At 69.5% G+C, this 16,352-nt stretch carries 16 protein-coding genes and 3 tRNA genes; 6 read left to right on the top strand and 13 right to left on the bottom strand.

The window, feature by feature from the left end; translation table 11 throughout:
- Positions 1–55 precede the first annotated feature (55 nt).
- Both AB0H56_RS18105 and rsgA read right to left on the bottom strand, forming a co-directional pair.
- Positions 56–736 carry a hypothetical protein gene (locus AB0H56_RS18105; protein WP_357164168.1) on the bottom strand — a complete coding sequence of 227 codons (681 nt, stop codon included), beginning with the start codon at positions 734–736 and terminating at the stop codon, positions 56–58.
- 1,490 nt (positions 737–2,226) lie between these two features.
- A complete protein-coding gene (gene rsgA / locus AB0H56_RS18100; protein ID WP_357164165.1) occupies positions 2,227–3,261 on the bottom strand; it encodes a ribosome small subunit-dependent GTPase A in 1,035 nt (344 codons plus the stop codon).
- A gap of 334 nt (positions 3,262–3,595) precedes the next feature.
- Between rsgA and AB0H56_RS18095 the strand changes: the two genes are divergently transcribed.
- Entirely contained in the window at positions 3,596–3,835 is a 240-nt protein-coding gene (locus AB0H56_RS18095) for a hypothetical protein (RefSeq protein WP_357164162.1), read from the top strand.
- Between the two features lie 41 nt (positions 3,836–3,876).
- On the opposite strand, the gene AB0H56_RS18090 is transcribed toward AB0H56_RS18095, so the two are convergent.
- The 4 genes from AB0H56_RS18090 to AB0H56_RS18075 form a co-directional block, all read right to left on the bottom strand.
- Positions 3,877–4,878: a glycosyltransferase family 2 protein gene (locus tag AB0H56_RS18090; RefSeq protein WP_357164159.1), complete on the bottom strand. Its 1,002-nt coding sequence runs from the start codon at positions 4,876–4,878 to the stop codon at positions 3,877–3,879.
- Between the two features lie 50 nt (positions 4,879–4,928).
- Complete coding sequence (locus AB0H56_RS18085) at positions 4,929–5,747, bottom strand: ABC transporter ATP-binding protein (protein WP_357164156.1); 819 nt, start codon at positions 5,745–5,747, stop codon at positions 4,929–4,931.
- Positions 5,748–5,761: 14 nt separating this feature from the next.
- Positions 5,762–6,589: an ABC transporter permease gene (locus tag AB0H56_RS18080; protein WP_280339813.1), complete on the bottom strand. Its 828-nt coding sequence runs from the start codon at positions 6,587–6,589 to the stop codon at positions 5,762–5,764.
- 219 nt (positions 6,590–6,808) lie between these two features.
- Positions 6,809–7,393, bottom strand: coding sequence for a bacterial proteasome activator family protein (locus tag AB0H56_RS18075; RefSeq protein ID WP_357164154.1), 585 nt, complete (start codon positions 7,391–7,393; stop codon positions 6,809–6,811).
- 86 nt (positions 7,394–7,479) lie between these two features.
- On the opposite strand from AB0H56_RS18075, the gene AB0H56_RS18070 reads away from it, so the two are divergent.
- Entirely contained in the window at positions 7,480–8,682 is a 1,203-nt protein-coding gene (locus AB0H56_RS18070) for a cysteine desulfurase-like protein (protein WP_110038116.1), read from the top strand.
- Positions 8,683–8,686: 4 nt separating this feature from the next.
- Here the strand turns inward: AB0H56_RS18070 and AB0H56_RS18065 are convergent, their stop codons facing one another.
- Positions 8,687–9,670 (bottom strand): NAD(P)H-quinone oxidoreductase, encoded by a 984-nt coding sequence (locus tag AB0H56_RS18065; RefSeq protein WP_357164150.1) that lies wholly within the window; start codon positions 9,668–9,670, stop codon positions 8,687–8,689.
- 83 nt (positions 9,671–9,753) lie between these two features.
- On the opposite strand from AB0H56_RS18065, the gene AB0H56_RS18060 reads away from it, so the two are divergent.
- Positions 9,754–9,843: transfer RNA gene (locus tag AB0H56_RS18060), tRNA-Ser, on the top strand.
- Positions 9,844–9,853: 10 nt separating this feature from the next.
- Here AB0H56_RS18060 and AB0H56_RS18055 read toward each other — a convergent pair.
- The 4 genes from AB0H56_RS18055 to hisC form a co-directional block, all read right to left on the bottom strand.
- Complete coding sequence (locus AB0H56_RS18055; protein WP_110038118.1) at positions 9,854–10,222, bottom strand: nuclear transport factor 2 family protein; 369 nt, start codon at positions 10,220–10,222, stop codon at positions 9,854–9,856.
- A gap of 131 nt (positions 10,223–10,353) precedes the next feature.
- On the bottom strand, positions 10,354–11,130 hold the full coding sequence (locus AB0H56_RS18050; RefSeq protein WP_357164147.1) for a PRC and DUF2382 domain-containing protein: 777 nt from the start codon (positions 11,128–11,130) through the stop codon (positions 10,354–10,356).
- A gap of 262 nt (positions 11,131–11,392) precedes the next feature.
- A complete protein-coding gene (locus AB0H56_RS18045; RefSeq protein WP_357164144.1) occupies positions 11,393–12,538 on the bottom strand; it encodes a nitric oxide synthase oxygenase in 1,146 nt (381 codons plus the stop codon).
- A gap of 254 nt (positions 12,539–12,792) precedes the next feature.
- Positions 12,793–13,869, bottom strand: a complete 1,077-nt coding sequence (hisC, locus tag AB0H56_RS18040) for a histidinol-phosphate transaminase (RefSeq protein WP_357164141.1) — start codon at positions 13,867–13,869, stop codon at positions 12,793–12,795.
- Between the two features lie 89 nt (positions 13,870–13,958).
- Between hisC and AB0H56_RS18035 the strand changes: the two genes are divergently transcribed.
- From AB0H56_RS18035 to AB0H56_RS18025, 3 genes are all read left to right on the top strand, one after another.
- Complete coding sequence (locus tag AB0H56_RS18035) at positions 13,959–14,684, top strand: dienelactone hydrolase family protein (protein ID WP_357164138.1); 726 nt, start codon at positions 13,959–13,961, stop codon at positions 14,682–14,684.
- Between the two features lie 92 nt (positions 14,685–14,776).
- Positions 14,777–14,866 (top strand) — tRNA-Ser (locus tag AB0H56_RS18030).
- Positions 14,867–14,900: 34 nt separating this feature from the next.
- Positions 14,901–14,973, top strand: a tRNA-Arg gene (locus tag AB0H56_RS18025).
- A 50-nt stretch (positions 14,974–15,023) separates the two neighbouring features.
- Here AB0H56_RS18025 and AB0H56_RS18020 read toward each other — a convergent pair.
- Complete coding sequence (locus AB0H56_RS18020) at positions 15,024–15,749, bottom strand: maleylpyruvate isomerase family mycothiol-dependent enzyme (protein WP_357164135.1); 726 nt, start codon at positions 15,747–15,749, stop codon at positions 15,024–15,026.
- A gap of 144 nt (positions 15,750–15,893) precedes the next feature.
- The gene (locus AB0H56_RS18015) at positions 15,894–16,289 is read right to left on the bottom strand and encodes a RidA family protein (RefSeq protein WP_357164132.1); all 396 of its coding nucleotides are present in this window, start codon (positions 16,287–16,289) and stop codon (positions 15,894–15,896) included.
- Between the last annotated feature and the right edge of the window lie 63 nt (positions 16,290–16,352).

The raw sequence follows: 16,352 nt of genomic DNA, 5'->3' as shown, positions 1-16,352 counted from the left end.
GGTCGAGGGTCGTGACCGTCAGACCCGGTTCGGCTCGGCGATGTCGTCCGTCCGGTCAGGCACCGGCCACCGCGAGCACGATCATCAGAAGGAACACCAGTGCCAGGGCGGCGAACGGCAGCAGCATGAACAGCATGCCGGGCGTCTTCTGCGGTTCCTGCCCGATCGCGCCCTTCAAGAAGATGACCGCGGGCGGCTTGTAGTAGACCTTGCTCCCCGCCCCCGGCGTGACCGGGACCTGGATCTCCGCGGGCCCCATCTCCGTCAGCCACGGCGTCACCACGCGGACGTGGTACTGCCCCGGCCCGACCGGCACATGTGTCTGCCCCCACCGCGCGTGCGGCACCGGCTGTCCGTTGACGAAGATCTTCGGCTGCACCAGCGACAACATGAACGAGACGGCCGGATACGACGAATCCACCGTGATTCCGGGCGGATTGGCCCCCTGCTGCCCGGCCGGAGGCTGCCCGGCCCGCGGCCCACTGTTCGCGGCAGCGAACCCGTCGAACGACTTCGTCCCCACCTCGGGCGGCCGCGCCGGAAACCCCGGCGCACTGCGCAGCGGCTGCCCGTACCCCGGCGGCGGCGTCGGCGCCTGCCCGACCAGCGGATTGCCCGGCGGCCCGAACCCACCCCCGTGCGCCGGATTCGACCCGGCCACCTGCCCGATTCCGGGGGAAGAGGCCTGCGCACCGCCCGGCCCCGAATACGACTGCGCGGGACCGATACCCGGCACGGACGCATGCCCCCCACCGGCGGACCCCGCCTGCACGATCCCGATACCCGGGCTGCTCAGCGCGGCGGAACCAGCACCAGGTCCGGAAGGCGGCTGACCGAACCCGGAAGCGGGCGTTCCCGGCGCCATCGGCCCGAACCCGGGAACCGGCCCGCCGGGCACTGAGGGCGCGTGCCCGAAGCCAGACGGAGGATTCCCTGACGGTGGCAGTCCGAGGCCGGGCGCTGGAGTACCAGGCGCATCAGCTGGTTGTCCGAATCCGGGAGCTGTGCCGCTTGCGGGTGCGGGCGGCTGGCCGAATCCGGCGAGCGGATGATTCGGCCGCCCTGACGGTGGCCCAAAGCCCGGCGCAGACCCGAACCCGGGAGCCGTGCCGCTCACCGATGAGGGCGGCTGACCGGGTCCGGCGATCGGGTGGTTCGGTCCTGAGGGTGGCTGATTGAATCCCGGGATCGGGTGATCCGGCCCCGACGGTGGTTGACCGAAGGCGGTGGCCGCAGGTCCGGACCTCGGAGTCGGTGTGGCTGGGCTGGGAGTCGGCTGGCCGAATCCAGGCACCATTCCGCCGGGCGGGGGTGGCGTGGGGTGACCAGGAAGCATCGGAGGGTGGGCGAATCCTGATGGGGGAGCGGCAGACCCGGGCGGTTGGCCGAATCCCGGAGGCGGGCCGCCCGGACCGGGTGGCGGGGCGAACGCCGGCGCTTCAGGCTCTGGAAGCGAGCCGCGTGCGGGGATGCCCGGCCCGGCAGGCGGCTGTCCGAAGACCGGAGCCCCGTCTCCCGCGAGGTCGCTGGCCGGATCGTTCGGTGGCGTGCCGAAGTTGGGCGCCGGACCCGGCGTCACAGGTGGTTGACCGGCAGTTGGAGCGTCGGCTCCGGCGTGGGCGGGGGTGCTCGTCGATGTGCCCATGCTTGGTGTCGGGCGGTTGGCCGCAGGTGAATCGCCGAACCGGAGTGTGGCGTTGGCGGGCGGTTGGCTGAGGGCCGGTGACGGTGTGGTGGGGGCGCTGCCCGGGTCCCTCGGTGGCTGTCCGAAGTCGGGGGTGAAGGGTTGGTCGAGTCGCGGCGGCGGACTCGGGGCCGCGGCGGGGCGGTCGAGGCCGGGTGGCGGGGTGCCCAGCGAGCCACGGGTGGGCAGGCTGGGGGCTGAGTGCGATCCTGTTTCGGAAGGCGTTGGCGCACTTCCTGATTCACCGGTACCGGGGACTGCGGGCTGGGGCGGTGGCGGAGAAAAATCGCCGGGGTTACTCATCAAGCCTCCGGATAGCGAACCGTGCGCCCGAACCCTACCGCGCGATCGGCCTCGCCTCCCGCCGAGTTCGGCTCCGCCCGAAATACCCGGATCGCCCCGCCGCGAAACAAGATCACCGTTCACCACCGACGAGCGTTCGGTGTGGGGCGGCCCGAGTGGCCAGGCGGCCGGTGATCGGCCCCTGCGGCACCGACCACCACACACGGGGGTGCGGGTTCGCGCACCCCCGCGGTAGGACCTCAGCGTCGGCCGCGTTCGCGGTTCAGGCGGCGCTGCTGTTTGGTGATGGATCGCCAGGCCTGGGCGCGCTCGGCGGCCAGGCGTTTGTCGGTGCGGGCGGCCATCCACTCGTTCTCCTTGGCCAGCTTGCGGTAGCTCGCGAGGCGGCGTTCGGGGAGGGTGCCGTCGGCCAGCGCGGCCAGGACCGCGCAGCCGGGTTCGGTCTGGTGGACGCAGTCGGCGAAGCGGCACTCGGCGGCCAGTGACTCGATGTCGCTGAACGTCTTGCCGATGCCGTCGGCCGCGTCGTAGAGGCCGATCCCGCGCAGGCCGGGGGTGTCGATGAGGGTGCCGCCGCCGGGCAGCGGCCGCAACTCGCGATGCACCGTCGTGTGCCTGCCCTTGCCGTCCACCGCGCGCACCGCGTTGGTGGCGAACACCTCCGCGCCGAGCAGCGCGTTGGCCAGGGTCGACTTGCCGGCACCGGAGGGTCCGAGCAACGCGACGGTGCCGTCGAGCATCGCCGTGAGCACGTCCAGCCCGATCCCGGCCGAGGCGCTCACCGCGAGCACACTCGCCCCCGGCGCGACAGCACGCACCGCGTCGAGCGGAATATCCACCGCGGCATCGGCTTTGGTGAGCACGACGACCGGCTGCGCGTTGCTCTCCCAGGCCAGCGCGAGCATCCGCTCGATCCGCCCCAGGTCGACGTCGCCGTCGGCCGCAGTGCAGATCAGCACGGTGTCGACATTGGCCGCCAGCACCTGGGCGACCGAGCGCCCCGACACCGAGGAGCGCATGATCGCCGAACGCCGCGGCAACAGCTGCCGCACCATGCCTTCGGTGTCGATGCCGACCCAGTCACCGGTGCACAGCCCGGTGATCTCCCGTGGACAGCCGGCGCGTGCAGGCCCGCTGGGAGTCACCACGTCGCATTCGCTGCGATCCATCCGGACGATGCGTGCCGGAGTCAAACCCTCGGTGAGAACGGGGAGATAGTCAGAAGCTACGGCTTCGGTCCAGCCGTAAGGGACGAGACGGTCGTAGTCGACCATGAGTGAGATCCTTCGTCGGGCGCCGAACCCGACCAGGGTTCAGCGAGTAGAGGTGATGTCCGGAACAGCCAGGGCGGCCGCGTACTCGCGCGCCCCGGGCACGGCAATCCGCATGCGTGTACTCACGGACATCCACCTCCTCTCCAACGTCACTCTGAACTCTGCCCCACATCCACGAACCCGGCAACCGAATTTCCAGGCGTCGATCTCGCGACCTGCGGAACCCACGCCGAAACATGGTGGGGCACAAGGCCGAACACCATAAGGGATCGACAAGATTTCGGCAGTCACCGCCGCGCACCCTGATCATGTCGAACAACCCGGAGGGGAACACATGAAGACAGCAATCGCCGCCACCCTGATCGCCGCGATCGGCCTGCTCGGCGCAGGCGTCGCGGCCGCGGAACCGGCCGCCCGGACCGCGGTCGCCGTGGCGGGCTCGCTCGGCGGGGGCGGGGAATCGGGCCGGGCCGCCTGCGGAACAGACCGGCCCTGTGAGTCCTCCGGCCCGACCCAGTCCGGCAGGGACCAGGTCGGGAACAGCTCGGGCCGGGGCTCGGCGCCGCGCCGCTGACGTGTCGGGTCGCCGGTTTCGCGCCGGCGGCCCGCCGCGGCTCAGTCCGGCTTGCCGAACTGCTCGTTGCGGCCGAGCGAGCGCAAGCGGAACCACTCCCGCAGACCGGCCGGATCGCGCCGGGTCACCAGGAAGAACCAGGAGAACCGGATCCATTCCTGCGGCAGCAGCTTGCGCATACCCGGCTGCGACATCAGGTAGCCGCGATTGCGGTAGGTGAAGTAGCGCTTCACCGGATCGTCCGGGTACTGGGTGTGCATCCGCCCGCCGAGGATCGGCTTGAACTCCTCCGCCCCGTTCGGGTGCAGGTAGGCGGTCTGCAGACAGGTGCCGAAGGGCAGGCCGGAGCGGACGAGGCGGCGGTGCACCTCCACCTCGTCACCGCGCACGAACAGCCGCAGATCGGGCACGCCGATCAGGTCGACCGCCTTGGCCGAGATCAGCGCGCCGTTGAACAGCGACGCGATGCCGGGCAGGAAGTCCTCGTCGCCGAGCTCCGAACGCAGTCGCCGCCACACCACGCCGCGGCGCAGCGGGAAGGCGAGCCGGTCGGGTTCGTCGATGTCGCACACCACCGGCGACACCTCGACGAGATTGTGCCTGCCCGCGCAATCCAGCAGCGTCGCAAGCACTTCGGGACCATCGGGGCGGCCGTCGTCGTCGGCCAGCCACACCCAGTCGGCGCCCATGGTGAGCGCGTGCAGCATGCCGAGCGCGAAACCGCCCGCGCCGCCGAGGTTGTGGCGCGAACCCAGGTAGGTGGCCTCGATCGGCTGCTGGGCGACCAGTTCGGCCACCTCGTCCTCGTTGGCGTTGTCGACGACGATCAGATGGTCGATCGGCCGCGACTGCGAGGCGAGGACTTTCAGCGATTCGGCGAGCAGCTCGCGGCGCTTGTGCGTGACGACGACGCCGATGATCCGTGCCTGCGGCCCGGTCTCGGTGGTGAGGTCGGCCGGTTCGGCGCCTTCGGGCAGGTCGGCGTCGAGGGTGGGCGCCGCGGGCTCGACGGGCGCCGGAGTCGCCTCGAGACGGTCGGTCATGCTGAACCCACCCGGCACGGCAGCCGGGGCAGCCTCGTCACGTCCACCGCTCATACCTTGTTCTGCTCCAGTTCTTTCTCGGACTCCAGCTCGCGCAGCACCTGTGCCACGTGATTACCCGCGTCGGGACCCTCATACGCGCGTACGACTTCTTCGATGCCGCCGTGCTGACGGATCTGCCCGTGGTCGACCCACATGGCGGTGTCGCACAGCTGGGCGAGGAATTCGTTGGAGTGGCTGGCGAAGACGAGGATGCCCGAGCGCGCGACCAGCGACTGCAGCCGCGTGCGCGCCTTCTTCATGAACTCCGCGTCGACCGCGCCGATGCCCTCGTCGAGCAGCAGGATCTCGGGGTCGATCGAGGTGACCACACCCATCGCCAGCCGCACCCGCATGCCGGTGGAGTAGGTGCGCAGCGGCATCGACAGGTACTCGCCGAGTTCGGTGAAGTCGGCGATCTCGTCGATCTTGGCCATCATCTGCTTGCGCGTCTGCCCGAGGAACAGCCCGCGGATGATGATGTTCTCGTAGCCGGAGATCTCCGGGTCCATGCCGACACCGAGGTCGAACACCGGCGCCACCCGGCCCCGGATGCGCGCGCTGCCGCGCGAGGGTTCGTAGATGCCGGAGAGCAGCCGCAGCAGGGTCGACTTGCCGGCGCCGTTGTGGCCGACCAGGCCGACCCGGTCGCCCTCCTTGAGCGAGAGGTTGATGTCACGCAGCGCCTCGACGACGACCACATCGGAGCTGTTGCGCCCGATCGCGCCGCCCGCCTTGCCGAGGAAGGCCTTCTTCAGCGACCGCGACTTGGCGTCGAAGATGGGGAACTCGACCCACGCCTGATGGGTCTCGATACTCACACGGCTCATCGACTCCACTGCTCCTAAACCCAGTACGGGACGCGGGCGCGGTACTGCTTGAGCGCCAGGATCGCGACGATCCAGCCGACCACCGTGATCGCACCGACGATCGCCCAGTGATGCCACTCCGACGGCTCGCCGAGCAGCGGTGCGCGCACGATCTCGAGGTAGTGGAAGGTGGGCACGATCTCGATCAGCTTGGCCCGGTCGCTCATCCCGCCGACCGAGTTCTCCAGCGCCTTCGTCGACCACATGACGGGGGTGAGCACGAACAGCATCAGCGTCATCGAGCCGAGGATCGGCGCGATGTCGCGGTAGCGGGTGCTGAAGATGCCGAACACGATCGACACCCACATGGCGTTGAGGAACAGCAGCACGATCGCGGGGATCGCCAGCAGTACCGAGGCGTCGAGGTTGCGCCAGAGCGAGAACGCCACGAGCAGCACCGCGTAGATCGCCACGTTGTGGATGAAGAAGAGGAACTGCCGCCACACCAGCCGGTACACGTGCACGCTCAGCGCCGAGGGCAGCTGTTTGATCAGGCCCTCGTTGGCGATGAAGACATCGGAGCCCTCGAGGATCGAGGCGCTGATCACGTTCCAGATGATCAGGCCGACCGTCACATACGGCAGGTACTCGCTGATCGGCTGATCCAGCAGGGTCGAATACAGCAGACCCATCGCCAGAGCCTGCAGACCGGTCGCGATGGTGATCCAGAACGGACCGAGCACCGAGCGCCGGTAGCGCTGCTTGATGTCCTGCCAACCCAGCGACAGCCAGAGCTCGCGCTGGTGGAAGCCGTCGCGCATGTCCTTGAACGCGCGCCGGAACGTCTGCGAATCCGACACCATCGGCTCCGCGACGAGCAGGGGCGAATCGGTGGGGTGCTCGGCTTCGGTGGCGTCGGCCTGCTCGGCCTCGGTCACCGTGGAGTTGTCGTCAGAATGCACGGGGCTCTCTTCGGTACGCGCGTCGCTCCGGTCGGAGACCGAATCGGGACGAGCGGCAGCTGCGGGCACGGTCCCCGACCTTACAGGGTGGACCGGTGGCCGGTACGGGGTGCGGGCGGGCTACAGATACTGCCCGCCGCCGACGTGTCCGCCCTGCTTCGGCTCACCCGCGTGCATCCCGGGCGGCAACGCCCCCTGACGCATCTGCTCGAGCTGCGCGCGCGCCGCCATCTGCTGGGCGAACAGCGCGGTCTGGATGCCGTGGAACAGGCCCTCCAGCCAGCCCACCAGCTGGGCCTGCGCGATCCGCAGCTCCGCGTCCGACGGCACCGACTCGTCGGTGAAGGGCAGCGTGAGGCGTTCCAGCTCCTCGCGCAGTTCCGGCGCGAGACCCTGCTCGAGCTCGCGCACCGAGGACTTGTGGATCTCCTTGAGCCTGGACCGGCTGGCGTCGTCGAGCGGAGCCGCCCGCACCTCCTCGAGCAGCTGCTTGATCATGGTGCCGATGCGCATCACCTTGGCGGGCTGCTCGACCATGTCGGCCAGGGATTCGCCGTTGTCCTTGTCGTCGTCGGTCTTCTCGTCGTCGGGCACGACCTGCGCGGTGAACGCCGCGGCGCCGTTCTGGTCGGCGGGCACGGTGAGCGGACGGCCGTCGGGACCGATCACGACGATGGATTCCGGTACATCCTCCGAGTGCGTCATATCCCCATCATTGCGTGTGTGTCGGGTTCGCGCTAAAACCCCGACGCGGTTACACCGGGACGCCCGCTGCCCTTAAAGTGGCGGGCATGACTTATGACGTCGCGAGGGTTCGGGGCCTGATACCGTCCCTGGGCGACGGCTGGATTCATCTGGATCCGCAGGCGGGGATGCTCGTTCCCGATTCGGTATCGCGTGCCGTGTCAACGGGTTTCCGCACCTCCTCGTTTTCCCACATCGGCCGCCACGGTGCGGCGACCCGCAGCGGCGCGATTCTCGAGGCCGCGCGCTCGGCGGTCGCCGACCTGGTCGGTGGAGATCCGGCCGGCGTCGTGCTCGGACCCGATCGCGCGGTACTGCTGGCCTGGCTGGCGGAATCGCTGAGTTCCCGGCTCGGTCTCGGCACCGGCATCGTGCTCTCGCGGCTCGACGACGAGGCCAATGTCGCGCCGTGGCTGCGCATCGCCAACCGGTACGGCGCGCACGTTCGCTGGGCCGAGGTCGAGATCGAGACCTGCGAGATGCCGTCCTGGCAGTTCGAGGAGCTCATCGGTCCGACCGCCCGCCTGGTCGCGCTCACCGCGGCGTCCCCGATCGTCGGCTCGGCGCCCGCGGTCCGGGTGGCCGCCGACCGCGTGCACGACGTGGGTGGCCTGCTGGTCGCCGACGCGTTCGGCGCCGCGCCCTACGCGCTGATCGATATCGACGAGCTCAACGCCGACGTGGTCGCCCTGAGCGCGCCGTCCTGGGGTGGCCCGCAGGTGGGTGCCCTGGTGTTCCGAGATCCGGCGTTCCTGGACCGCATCCCGTCCATGTCGCTCAATCCCTATGCCAAGGGTGCTGAACGCCTCGAGGTCGGCGGGCATCAGTACGCGCTGCTGGCCGGGTTGACCGAGTCGATCGACTTCCTCGCCGGGCTCGACGAGCGGGCGAGGGGCACCCGGCGCGAGCGGCTCGAGATGTCGATCACCTCGCTGCAGGACTACCACGACCAGCTGTTCGATCATCTGATGCAGGTGCTGGACAAGGTCGAGAACCTCACCGTGATCGGCCGCGCCTCCACCCGCATCCCCACCGTCAGCTTCACGATGGCGGGGATGCAGGCGGAGAAGGTGGCGGCCAAGCTGGCCGACAACCGGATCGGCACGGTCAGCGGGGTGCACGGCGGCAGCAGGCTGCTCGACGCGCTCGGCGTCAACGACGAGGGCGGCGCCGTCACCATCGGCTTGGCGCCGTACACCACGCGCTACGAGATCGACCAGCTCGGCCGCGCACTGAGCGCGCTGGAATAGCCGCTCAGTCGCGGATCCGCAGCACGACCTTGCCGAAGGTCTCCGGCGAGTCGAGCAGTTCGTGCGCGCGCCCGGCCTCGGTGACCGGCAACTCGGCGGAGATCACCGGCACCACCTCGCCCGCGGCCACCATCGGCCACAGCCGCTCGCGCACCGCGGCGACGACCTCGGCCTTGCTCCCGGCCCCGGCGCGCGGCCGGTTGCGCACGTTGGTCGCGTGCACCGTGCCCCATTTGCCGAGCAGCGTGGCCAGATTCAGCGTGCCGGACACGCCGCCCTGCATGCCGATCACCACCAGCTGACCGTGCGCGGCCAGCGCCTCCACATTGCGCTCGAGGTATTTGGCGCCCATGTTGTCGAGGATCACGTCGGCGCCGTCGAGCGCGGCGACCTCGGCGACGAAGTCCTGGGTCTTGTAGTTGATCAGCAGGTCGGCGCCCAGCTCGCCGCACTTGGTCAGCTTCTCGTCCGACCCCGCCGTCACCGCCACCCGCGCCCCGAGCCGCTTGGCCACCTGGATCGCGCAGGTGCCGATCCCGCCGCCGCCACCGTGGATCAACACCAGCTGACCCGCCCGCAGCCCCGCCGTCAGCACCAGGTTCGACCACACGGTGACCGCCACCTCGGGCAGCCCGGCCGCCGCCACGGGATCGAGACCGTCCGGGATCGGCAGCACCTGGGTCGCGGGCACCGCGACCCGCTCGGCGTATCCGCCACCCGAGAGCAGCGCGCACACCCGGTCCCCGACCCGCCAGTCGCGCACCCCGTCACCGAGCGCGACGATCGTCCCCGAACACTCCAGTCCCGGTACCGAACTGGCGTCGGCGGGCGGCGGATAGAACCCGCGCCGCTGCATCACATCGGCCCGGTTCACCCCCGCCGCGATGACCTCGATCAACACTTCGCCCGGCCGGACCTCCGGATCGACCGTCTCGGTCCACTCCATCACCTCGGGCCCACCGAACCCGTTCAATTCGACAGCGCGCATGGACCCCATCCTGCCTCGGCAGGCCCCGCGGCCGCCCAGCACCACGCCCGCCCGCCGCCACGTCCGCTACCATTCCAGGCGAAGGAGACGTGGCAGAGCGGCCGAATGCACTCGCCTTGAAAGCGAGCGTGGCGTAAAACCCACCGGGGGTTCAAATCCCTCCGTCTCCGCCACACCGGCGGGCTACTGCTCGTCCCAGGCCTGGATGGAGGTCTGGTCGACGATGCGGCCGTCGCGGATGTCGGCCATCGAATGGACCAGGACCCTGGTGCCGTCGGGATAGCGGCAGGATTCGACGAACGCGACGTGGTCGCCGTCCATCAGGATGCTCTCGAGTTTGTGGGTCATCTCGCGGGCGCAGACATCGGTGAACATCTCGCCGATGGCCGAGCGGCCGTGCAGTACCCGGGGATGACTGGGTTGGTCGTGGTGGTCGACCATGCGGATCTCGGCGTCCTCGCCGTACAGATCCAGCAGGGTCCTGGCGTCTCGCCCCTCGATGCCGCGGCGCAGTGCCTCGGCATCGAATCCGGAACCGGATGCGGTGCTCATCGGGGTCTCCCTCGCTCGTCGTCAGCGAGCCGGACCAGGGCGATTCGGCCCGTACGCAGGACTTTACGCGCGATGAGCCGGTAACGGCAGCCGTCCACCCGAAGGTGGGCGGCCGCCGTCGATCGTGCCGGTTACCGCTGGTCGCGGCGCCGAGCGTCGTCGATGCCTTCGGTGTCGACCCGTTCCTTGCGGACGGTGTCGGAGACGGTCCGTTCCTCGGAGACCTCGTCGACCTCCATGCGGACGCGTTCCACCGGAACGGCCTCCTTGTCGACGTGCACCTGGTCGGCGTGCAGCGTCACCTCGCGTTCGTCCTCGCCGATCTGGGGCCTGCGGCCGGTCTCCCGGTCGGTGATCGGCTCGCGTTCGACGCGGACCTCCTCGTGGCTCACCGGGACGCGCACGTTCTGTTCCTCGGTGACCACGTACTTGCGCAGCCGGGCGGTGCCGACCTCTTGGCTCTCGGTGCCGACCCGGAGCTGTTCCTCCGAGCGGATCATCGAGTTGTCCGCGGTCGTCGGGTTGCCGTGGGTCATCGGCTCGTCACCGCCGGGGCGGATCTGCTGGCGGCCGTAGGTGTTCCAGCCCGCCGACCGCGGGTCGACGTGATAGTGCTGGAACAGCTCCTGCTCGGACTGCGGGCTGATCCGCCCGCCGTCGTCGAGGTGCGGTGCCGACTTCACCTGCTCCTTGTCGACGTGCAGGCTCAGGGTGTCGTCGTCGGCCCGGTGCTCGGCGCCTGCCAGCGGCACCAGCGAATCGCTGCTGAACAGCCCGGTCGAGACGGCGGCCCACGTCGGGGAGCCGGTGGAATTGTCGATGTAGATCTGCTTGACCTTGCCGATCTTCTCGCCCCGCTCGTCGTACGCGGTGGCTCCGATCAGCGAGTCCAGTGTCGCTCTGCCCATGATGATCCTCCTACCTGGTGCGGAGGTCGCTCGATCCCGGCCACATCGGGTCCGGGATGACGGCTCCGCTGGGTTGTGGTGATCGGTCAGTGCAGTCGTCCGGGATCGAACCGGATCAGCTACCTCGAGGCAAATACCCGAGCCTTCGGGACACAAACAACGCCCGGTCAGCACGGCATCGGTGGCACCGCTGCCGGTTCTTCGTCTCGCGGGGGCGGCATCACTCCGCTCAGCACCGTCCGAGCGTCCGGGAGCGGTCGGGTCAGGTGTCGGCGCGCTTGACGAAGTTCGGCCGGATGTCGAGGTCCGGCGCGTCGTAGTAGCGGTGGAAGGTGGGGGTCAGCACGGCGGAGATCGGTGGGTTGACCCAGCTCCAGTCGGTCGGGCACCGGCGGCCCGCCGCCTCCTCGCGCTGGACGTGATCGCAGAACTGCTTGGCGACCGTGTGATGGTCGACCATGTGCACGCCCGAATTGCGGAAGCTGTGCAGGACAGCGTGATTCAACTCGATCAGTGCCTTGTCGCGCCACAGGGTGCGCACCGAGGAGGTGTCGAGGCCCATCATGTCGGCGATCAGCGGCAGCATGTTGTAGCGGTCGACGTCGCTGAGATTGCGCGCGCCGATCTCGGTGCCCACATACCAGCCGTTGAACGGCGCGAACGGATAGGTGATGCCGCCGATCTCCAGATCCATGTTCGAAACCGCCGGGAGCGCATGCCATTTCAGCCCGAGGGTGGCAAACCACGGATAGTCGGGATGGCTCAGGTCCACCTCGCGGACCAGCTCGCGTGGCACATCGAAATACCGCAGGCCCTCATCGGGCGTGCTGATCAGCACCGGCAGCACATCGAACGGGGTGCGCGCACCGCGCCAGCCCAGCGCTGTCGCCTGCTCGGTCGCGGCGATATTGGCCGGGTCGCCGGTGACGGTGCCGTCGCCGTTGGGATAGCCCGCGTAGCGGATCAGCTGCGAACTCACGATCCGGTACTCGCGGCCAGGTTCGCGCTGCGGACCGACCGTGATCATCGACTGGATCGCCCCGCCGTTGGTGGCCAGCCGCAAATGCTGCCAGCACGCTTCGGAAAGCTCTCGCGCGGAAGTAACCAGCCGCGCGTCGAGCAGTTTCAGCGACCGCCAATGCTTGCGCCCCACGCAGCGCGCGTGATTGCGCCAGGCCAGTTTCGCGCCGATCAGGATCTCCTCGGCGCTGTGCCGATAGGTGCCGGTCGCGCGCAGTTCGGCGAGGGCGTCGACGCGGCGCCCGGCAGGCAGATGACCCAGTTCGGGCTGGCGGAAGAACTCGTCGCACTCACGTAACCTGCGGTCGAGGTCGGTGCCGACGGCATCGGTCGAAGATGCTGTGACGGTGGACTTTTCGCAGACGGTGGGGCGCGAGCGTTGGTTCACGGGACATCTCCGGTCGGGCGGGTGAGCTTGGCCGTGCGTGGCGTGCCCCCGGACGCGAGAGGCTCGCCCCCGGAGCGAACGTCGCGGTGGCGCGCGGCTACCTGGTCAGCGGCCGGTTGTCGCCGCGCGCGCCCTCGGTGTTCGAACGCCGAAATTCGTTGCGAGCCAGCCTACGGCGGGTGTGCTGGCGGTGTGCTCCGAATGGGATTAATCGCACGACGACCGATGTCAAGCCATGCTGACGTTGCGCCGAGCTAACGGAATCGCGCGGCATTCTCCGGCGCCGTCGCGAACGCGAGGAATTGCTCGTTCTCGTGCGGATCGCCGATGGTCACCCGCACGCCGTCGCCGGCGAACGGCCGGACCAGCACGCCCGCGGCGGCACTCGCCTCGGCGAAGGCCATGCTGTGCTCGCCCAGCGGCAGCCAGACGAAATTCGCCTCGCTCGGCGGCACCTCGTACCCGGCGGCCAGCAGCGCGTCGCGAACCTGGTGCCGTTGCGCGACAAGCACATCGGTGCGGTCGAGCAGCTCGCCGCGCGCCTCCAGCGAGGCGATGGCCGCCGCCTGCGCGATCCGGTTCACGCTGAACGGGATGTGCACCTTCAGCAGCGCGGTGATCACCTCGGGATCGCCGACGGCGTAGCCGACGCGCAGCCCGGCCAGACCGTAGGCCTTGGAGAAGGTGCGCAGCACAACCACATTCGGGCGGGTGCGGCCGATCGCCACGCCGTCGGGGCGGGTGTCGGGCGTCAGGCGCAGATACTCGTAGTAGGCCTCGTCGAGCACGACCAGCACGTGCGGCGGCACCCGATCCAGGAAGCGCTCCAGCTCGGCGCGGCCGTGCGCGGTGCCGGTGGGGTTGTTCGGGTTGCAGACGAAGATCAGCTTGGTGCGCTCGGTGACGGCCGCGGCCATCGCGTCCAGATCGTGCAGGTGCCCCTCGGCCAGCGGCACCGGCACGGCGGTGGCGTTGCCCACCTGGGTGACGATCGGGTACGCCTCGAACGAGCGCCACGCGAAGACCACCTCGTCGGTGGGCGCGTCGCAGGTGATCTGCACGAGCTCCTGGCACAGCGCCACGCTGCCGCAGCCGACGGCGACATCGGCCACGGTCACCCCGAGGAAATCCGCCAGCGCCGCCCGCAGCTCGGCGACCTGGTTGTCCGGGTACCGGTTGGACTGCTCGGCCGACTCCGCGATCGCCTTGGCCGCGCTCGGCAGCGGACCGAAGGTCGTCTCGTTCGAGGCGAGCTTCACCGCGTCGGGGTGATTGCGGCCGGGAACGTAGGCCGGAATGGTGGCGAGGTCGGGACGGATGTGCGCGGTCACGCCTCCACCCTACGGCGAACCCCGCGGCCGACGCGCGGCGCGGCGGGTAAGGCCTACCCAACCGCAGTTCTGCCGCCTACGCTGGGTTTATGGCGGGCACTTACGACGACGTCGCCCCACTTCGGCTCACCGAAGCGCGCGACACCGAGACGGCAGCCATCGCGACGCGGACCTCGGTGCCGATCACCGTGGTCGAGCCCGAGCGCGTCGCCCGCGGCGGCATCGTGCTCCTGCACGAGTCGCGCGAGTTCTCTCCCCAGCTGCTCGAGCTGATGCGCTCGCTGTCGGTGGAGGGCTGGATCGTGGTCGCGCCGCACCTGTTCGACCGGATCGGTGACGAGCAGGTGCGCGAGGTGTTCGGCGAGGAGCTCTTCGACGACTTCGACGCCGGCTTCGACTGGCTCACCCAGCGCGGGGTATTCCCCGACACCATCGGGGTGCTCGGTTTCGACACCGCGGGCACCGCCGCGTTCCTGGTCGCCACCAACCGGCCCATCGGCGCCGCGGTGAGCGTGGCCGCGCCCGGCATCACCGAGCCGCTGCCGGACCAGGACGTCGCCCTGGTCGATGTCGCGGCCGATCTGCAGGCGCCCTGGCTCGGCCTCTTCGGCGCCGACGACCCGGCGACCCCGCCCGAGGCCGTCGACCGCCTCCGCGACGCGACCGCACGGGCGAATGTGGCCAGTCTCACCATCACCTATCCCGGCCTCAGCCACCGCGCCGACCGACCCGATCCGGACGACGACGCGGCCAACGCCATCCGGATCGACTCCCAGACCCGTATCTACGACTGGTTCGACAGCAACTTACGCTGATTGACCAGGCGTTTTGGACTACATGAACTGCTCGTGTAATCTTCATTCCCGGCGGTTCGACAAGGACCGGTGCCCTCGAAGAGAAGGCTCCAGGAGGCGTGCCAGAGCGGCCGAATGGGACTCACTGCTAATGAGTTGTCCCTTCACGGGGACCGGAGGTTCAAATCCTCTCGCCTCCGCCACACCCGGTTCGCCGGGTAACAACTGAAGAACCATGCGCCCGTAGCTCAACGGATAGAGCACTTGACTACGGATCAAGAGGTTAGGGGTTCGAATCCCTTCGGGCGCACAAGGAAAGAACCTTCGACCTGTTCGGGTCGGAGGTTCTTTTCGTTGGGGCTACTTCCAGGCGGGCAGGGGTGGGAGGGGGCCGGTGAGGTCGGCGCCGGGGGAGCGGCCGAGGAGCCAGGCGAGCAGGGCGGCGGCGGGGCCGAGGACGGTGTGGTGGGGGCGGCCGGGGCCGACGGTGGCGATGAAGTCGGTGTCGGTGGCCTGGATGTCGAAGGTGGGGGTCGCGTCCGGGACGAGTTTCGCCGACAGGTCGGAGATGGCCTCGGGCAGCAGCCGGGCGACGAAGGGGGCGGGCCAGTCGGCGGGGGTGTAGTCGACGCCGATGTCGACGTGGTGGATCTCGGTCTCGCGCAAGCGCATCCACGGGACCAGATCGGCGGTGAGCGCGCCGCCCTGCCGGTTGCGGACGACGGCCTGCCAGTCCGCGGCGGGCATCGTGGTGGCCACGGCCTGCCAGCGGTGGGCCGAGCCCGTGAAATCGGCCTGCTGGACGGCGAGGGGTCGGCCTGCGCCCGCCTCGATGTCGGCGTCGCGCAGTTCGACGCTGGGGTACTGCGGGATCTCGATGCCGGTGCGCGCCCACAGCAGCAGGTTCAGCAGGCTGTCGGCATTGCGCGCCATGTGCGCGATGACGTGCCCGCGGGTCCAGCCGGGCAGCCGCGACGGCGCGGCCAGCTCCGCCTCGGTGAGCGCGCCGATCGAGGCGTCGAAGCGGGCGGTGGACTCGGCGACCTGGGCGAGCAGGTCGGTGGGTGTTGCCGTTGCGCTGGTCACAGGATCGAGGGTAGTTGCCGAGCCTGTCCGGTACAGGCGATCAGGACGGTGTCGCCGGCCGCCTGTGGATAACCCCGAACCTGTGGACAACTGGGGAGATTTCGGGCCGGACGCCCCGGTGGGCGACCGGCGGTGTGTGACGATTCAGCACACGACGATCGCGTCGGCTTCGATCTCGATCAGGAGCTCGGGCGCGATCAGGGCGGTCACCTCGTACATCGAGGCGGCGGGGCGGATCTTGTCGAACACCGCGGAATGCGCGGCGGCGACCTCGGGCCAGCGGGCGATATCGGTGACGAAGATGCGGGTGCGCACCACATCCCGCAGGCTCGCGCCCGCCTGCTCGAGCGCGGTGGCGATGCGGGCCAGGACCTCGGTGGTCTGCGCACCGATGTCGTCCCCGCCGACCGCGCCGCCGCCGGGGACGGCGGCCGTCGTCCCGCTGACAACGACGTGATCACCGACGCGCACAGCGCGCGAATACCCCACGACATCTTCGAAATCGGAGGCAGAGGAAATGTTCACCCGAGTTGTGGTCATGGCAGCCAGAATGATCCACCGTGTGGTGGATGACAATTCATATTCCGGTCGGCTGCTGGTCGG

It is taken from the genome of Nocardia sp. NPDC050717 (genome assembly GCF_040654275.1).
Classification (GTDB): domain Bacteria; phylum Actinomycetota; class Actinomycetes; order Mycobacteriales; family Mycobacteriaceae; genus Nocardia.
The sequence above is the reverse complement of the archived record's forward strand: the minus strand, read 5'-3'. Positions and strand labels throughout refer to the sequence as shown.

What these genes read in the sequence shown, in the direction of transcription:
- rsgA (WP_357164165.1), bottom strand. Translation starts at nt 3,261, where the DNA reads ATGGTCGACTACGACCGTCTCGTCCCTTACGGCTGGACCGAAGCCGTA.
- AB0H56_RS18095 (WP_357164162.1), top strand. Translation starts at nt 3,596, where the DNA reads ATGAAGACAGCAATCGCCGCCACCCTGATCGCCGCGATCGGCCTGCTC.
- AB0H56_RS18090 (WP_357164159.1), bottom strand. Translation starts at nt 4,878, where the DNA reads ATGACCGACCGTCTCGAGGCGACTCCGGCGCCCGTCGAGCCCGCGGCG.
- AB0H56_RS18085 (WP_357164156.1), bottom strand. Translation starts at nt 5,747, where the DNA reads ATGAGCCGTGTGAGTATCGAGACCCATCAGGCGTGGGTCGAGTTCCCC.
- AB0H56_RS18080 (WP_280339813.1), bottom strand. Translation starts at nt 6,589, where the DNA reads ATGGTGTCGGATTCGCAGACGTTCCGGCGCGCGTTCAAGGACATGCGC.
- AB0H56_RS18075 (WP_357164154.1), bottom strand. Translation starts at nt 7,393, where the DNA reads ATGACGCACTCGGAGGATGTACCGGAATCCATCGTCGTGATCGGTCCC.
- AB0H56_RS18070 (WP_110038116.1), top strand. Translation starts at nt 7,480, where the DNA reads ATGACTTATGACGTCGCGAGGGTTCGGGGCCTGATACCGTCCCTGGGC.
- AB0H56_RS18065 (WP_357164150.1), bottom strand. Translation starts at nt 9,670, where the DNA reads ATGCGCGCTGTCGAATTGAACGGGTTCGGTGGGCCCGAGGTGATGGAG.
- AB0H56_RS18055 (WP_110038118.1), bottom strand. Translation starts at nt 10,222, where the DNA reads ATGAGCACCGCATCCGGTTCCGGATTCGATGCCGAGGCACTGCGCCGC.
- AB0H56_RS18050 (WP_357164147.1), bottom strand. Translation starts at nt 11,130, where the DNA reads ATGGGCAGAGCGACACTGGACTCGCTGATCGGAGCCACCGCGTACGAC.
- AB0H56_RS18035 (WP_357164138.1), top strand. Translation starts at nt 13,959, where the DNA reads ATGGCGGGCACTTACGACGACGTCGCCCCACTTCGGCTCACCGAAGCG.
- AB0H56_RS18015 (WP_357164132.1), bottom strand. Translation starts at nt 16,289, where the DNA reads ATGACCACAACTCGGGTGAACATTTCCTCTGCCTCCGATTTCGAAGAT.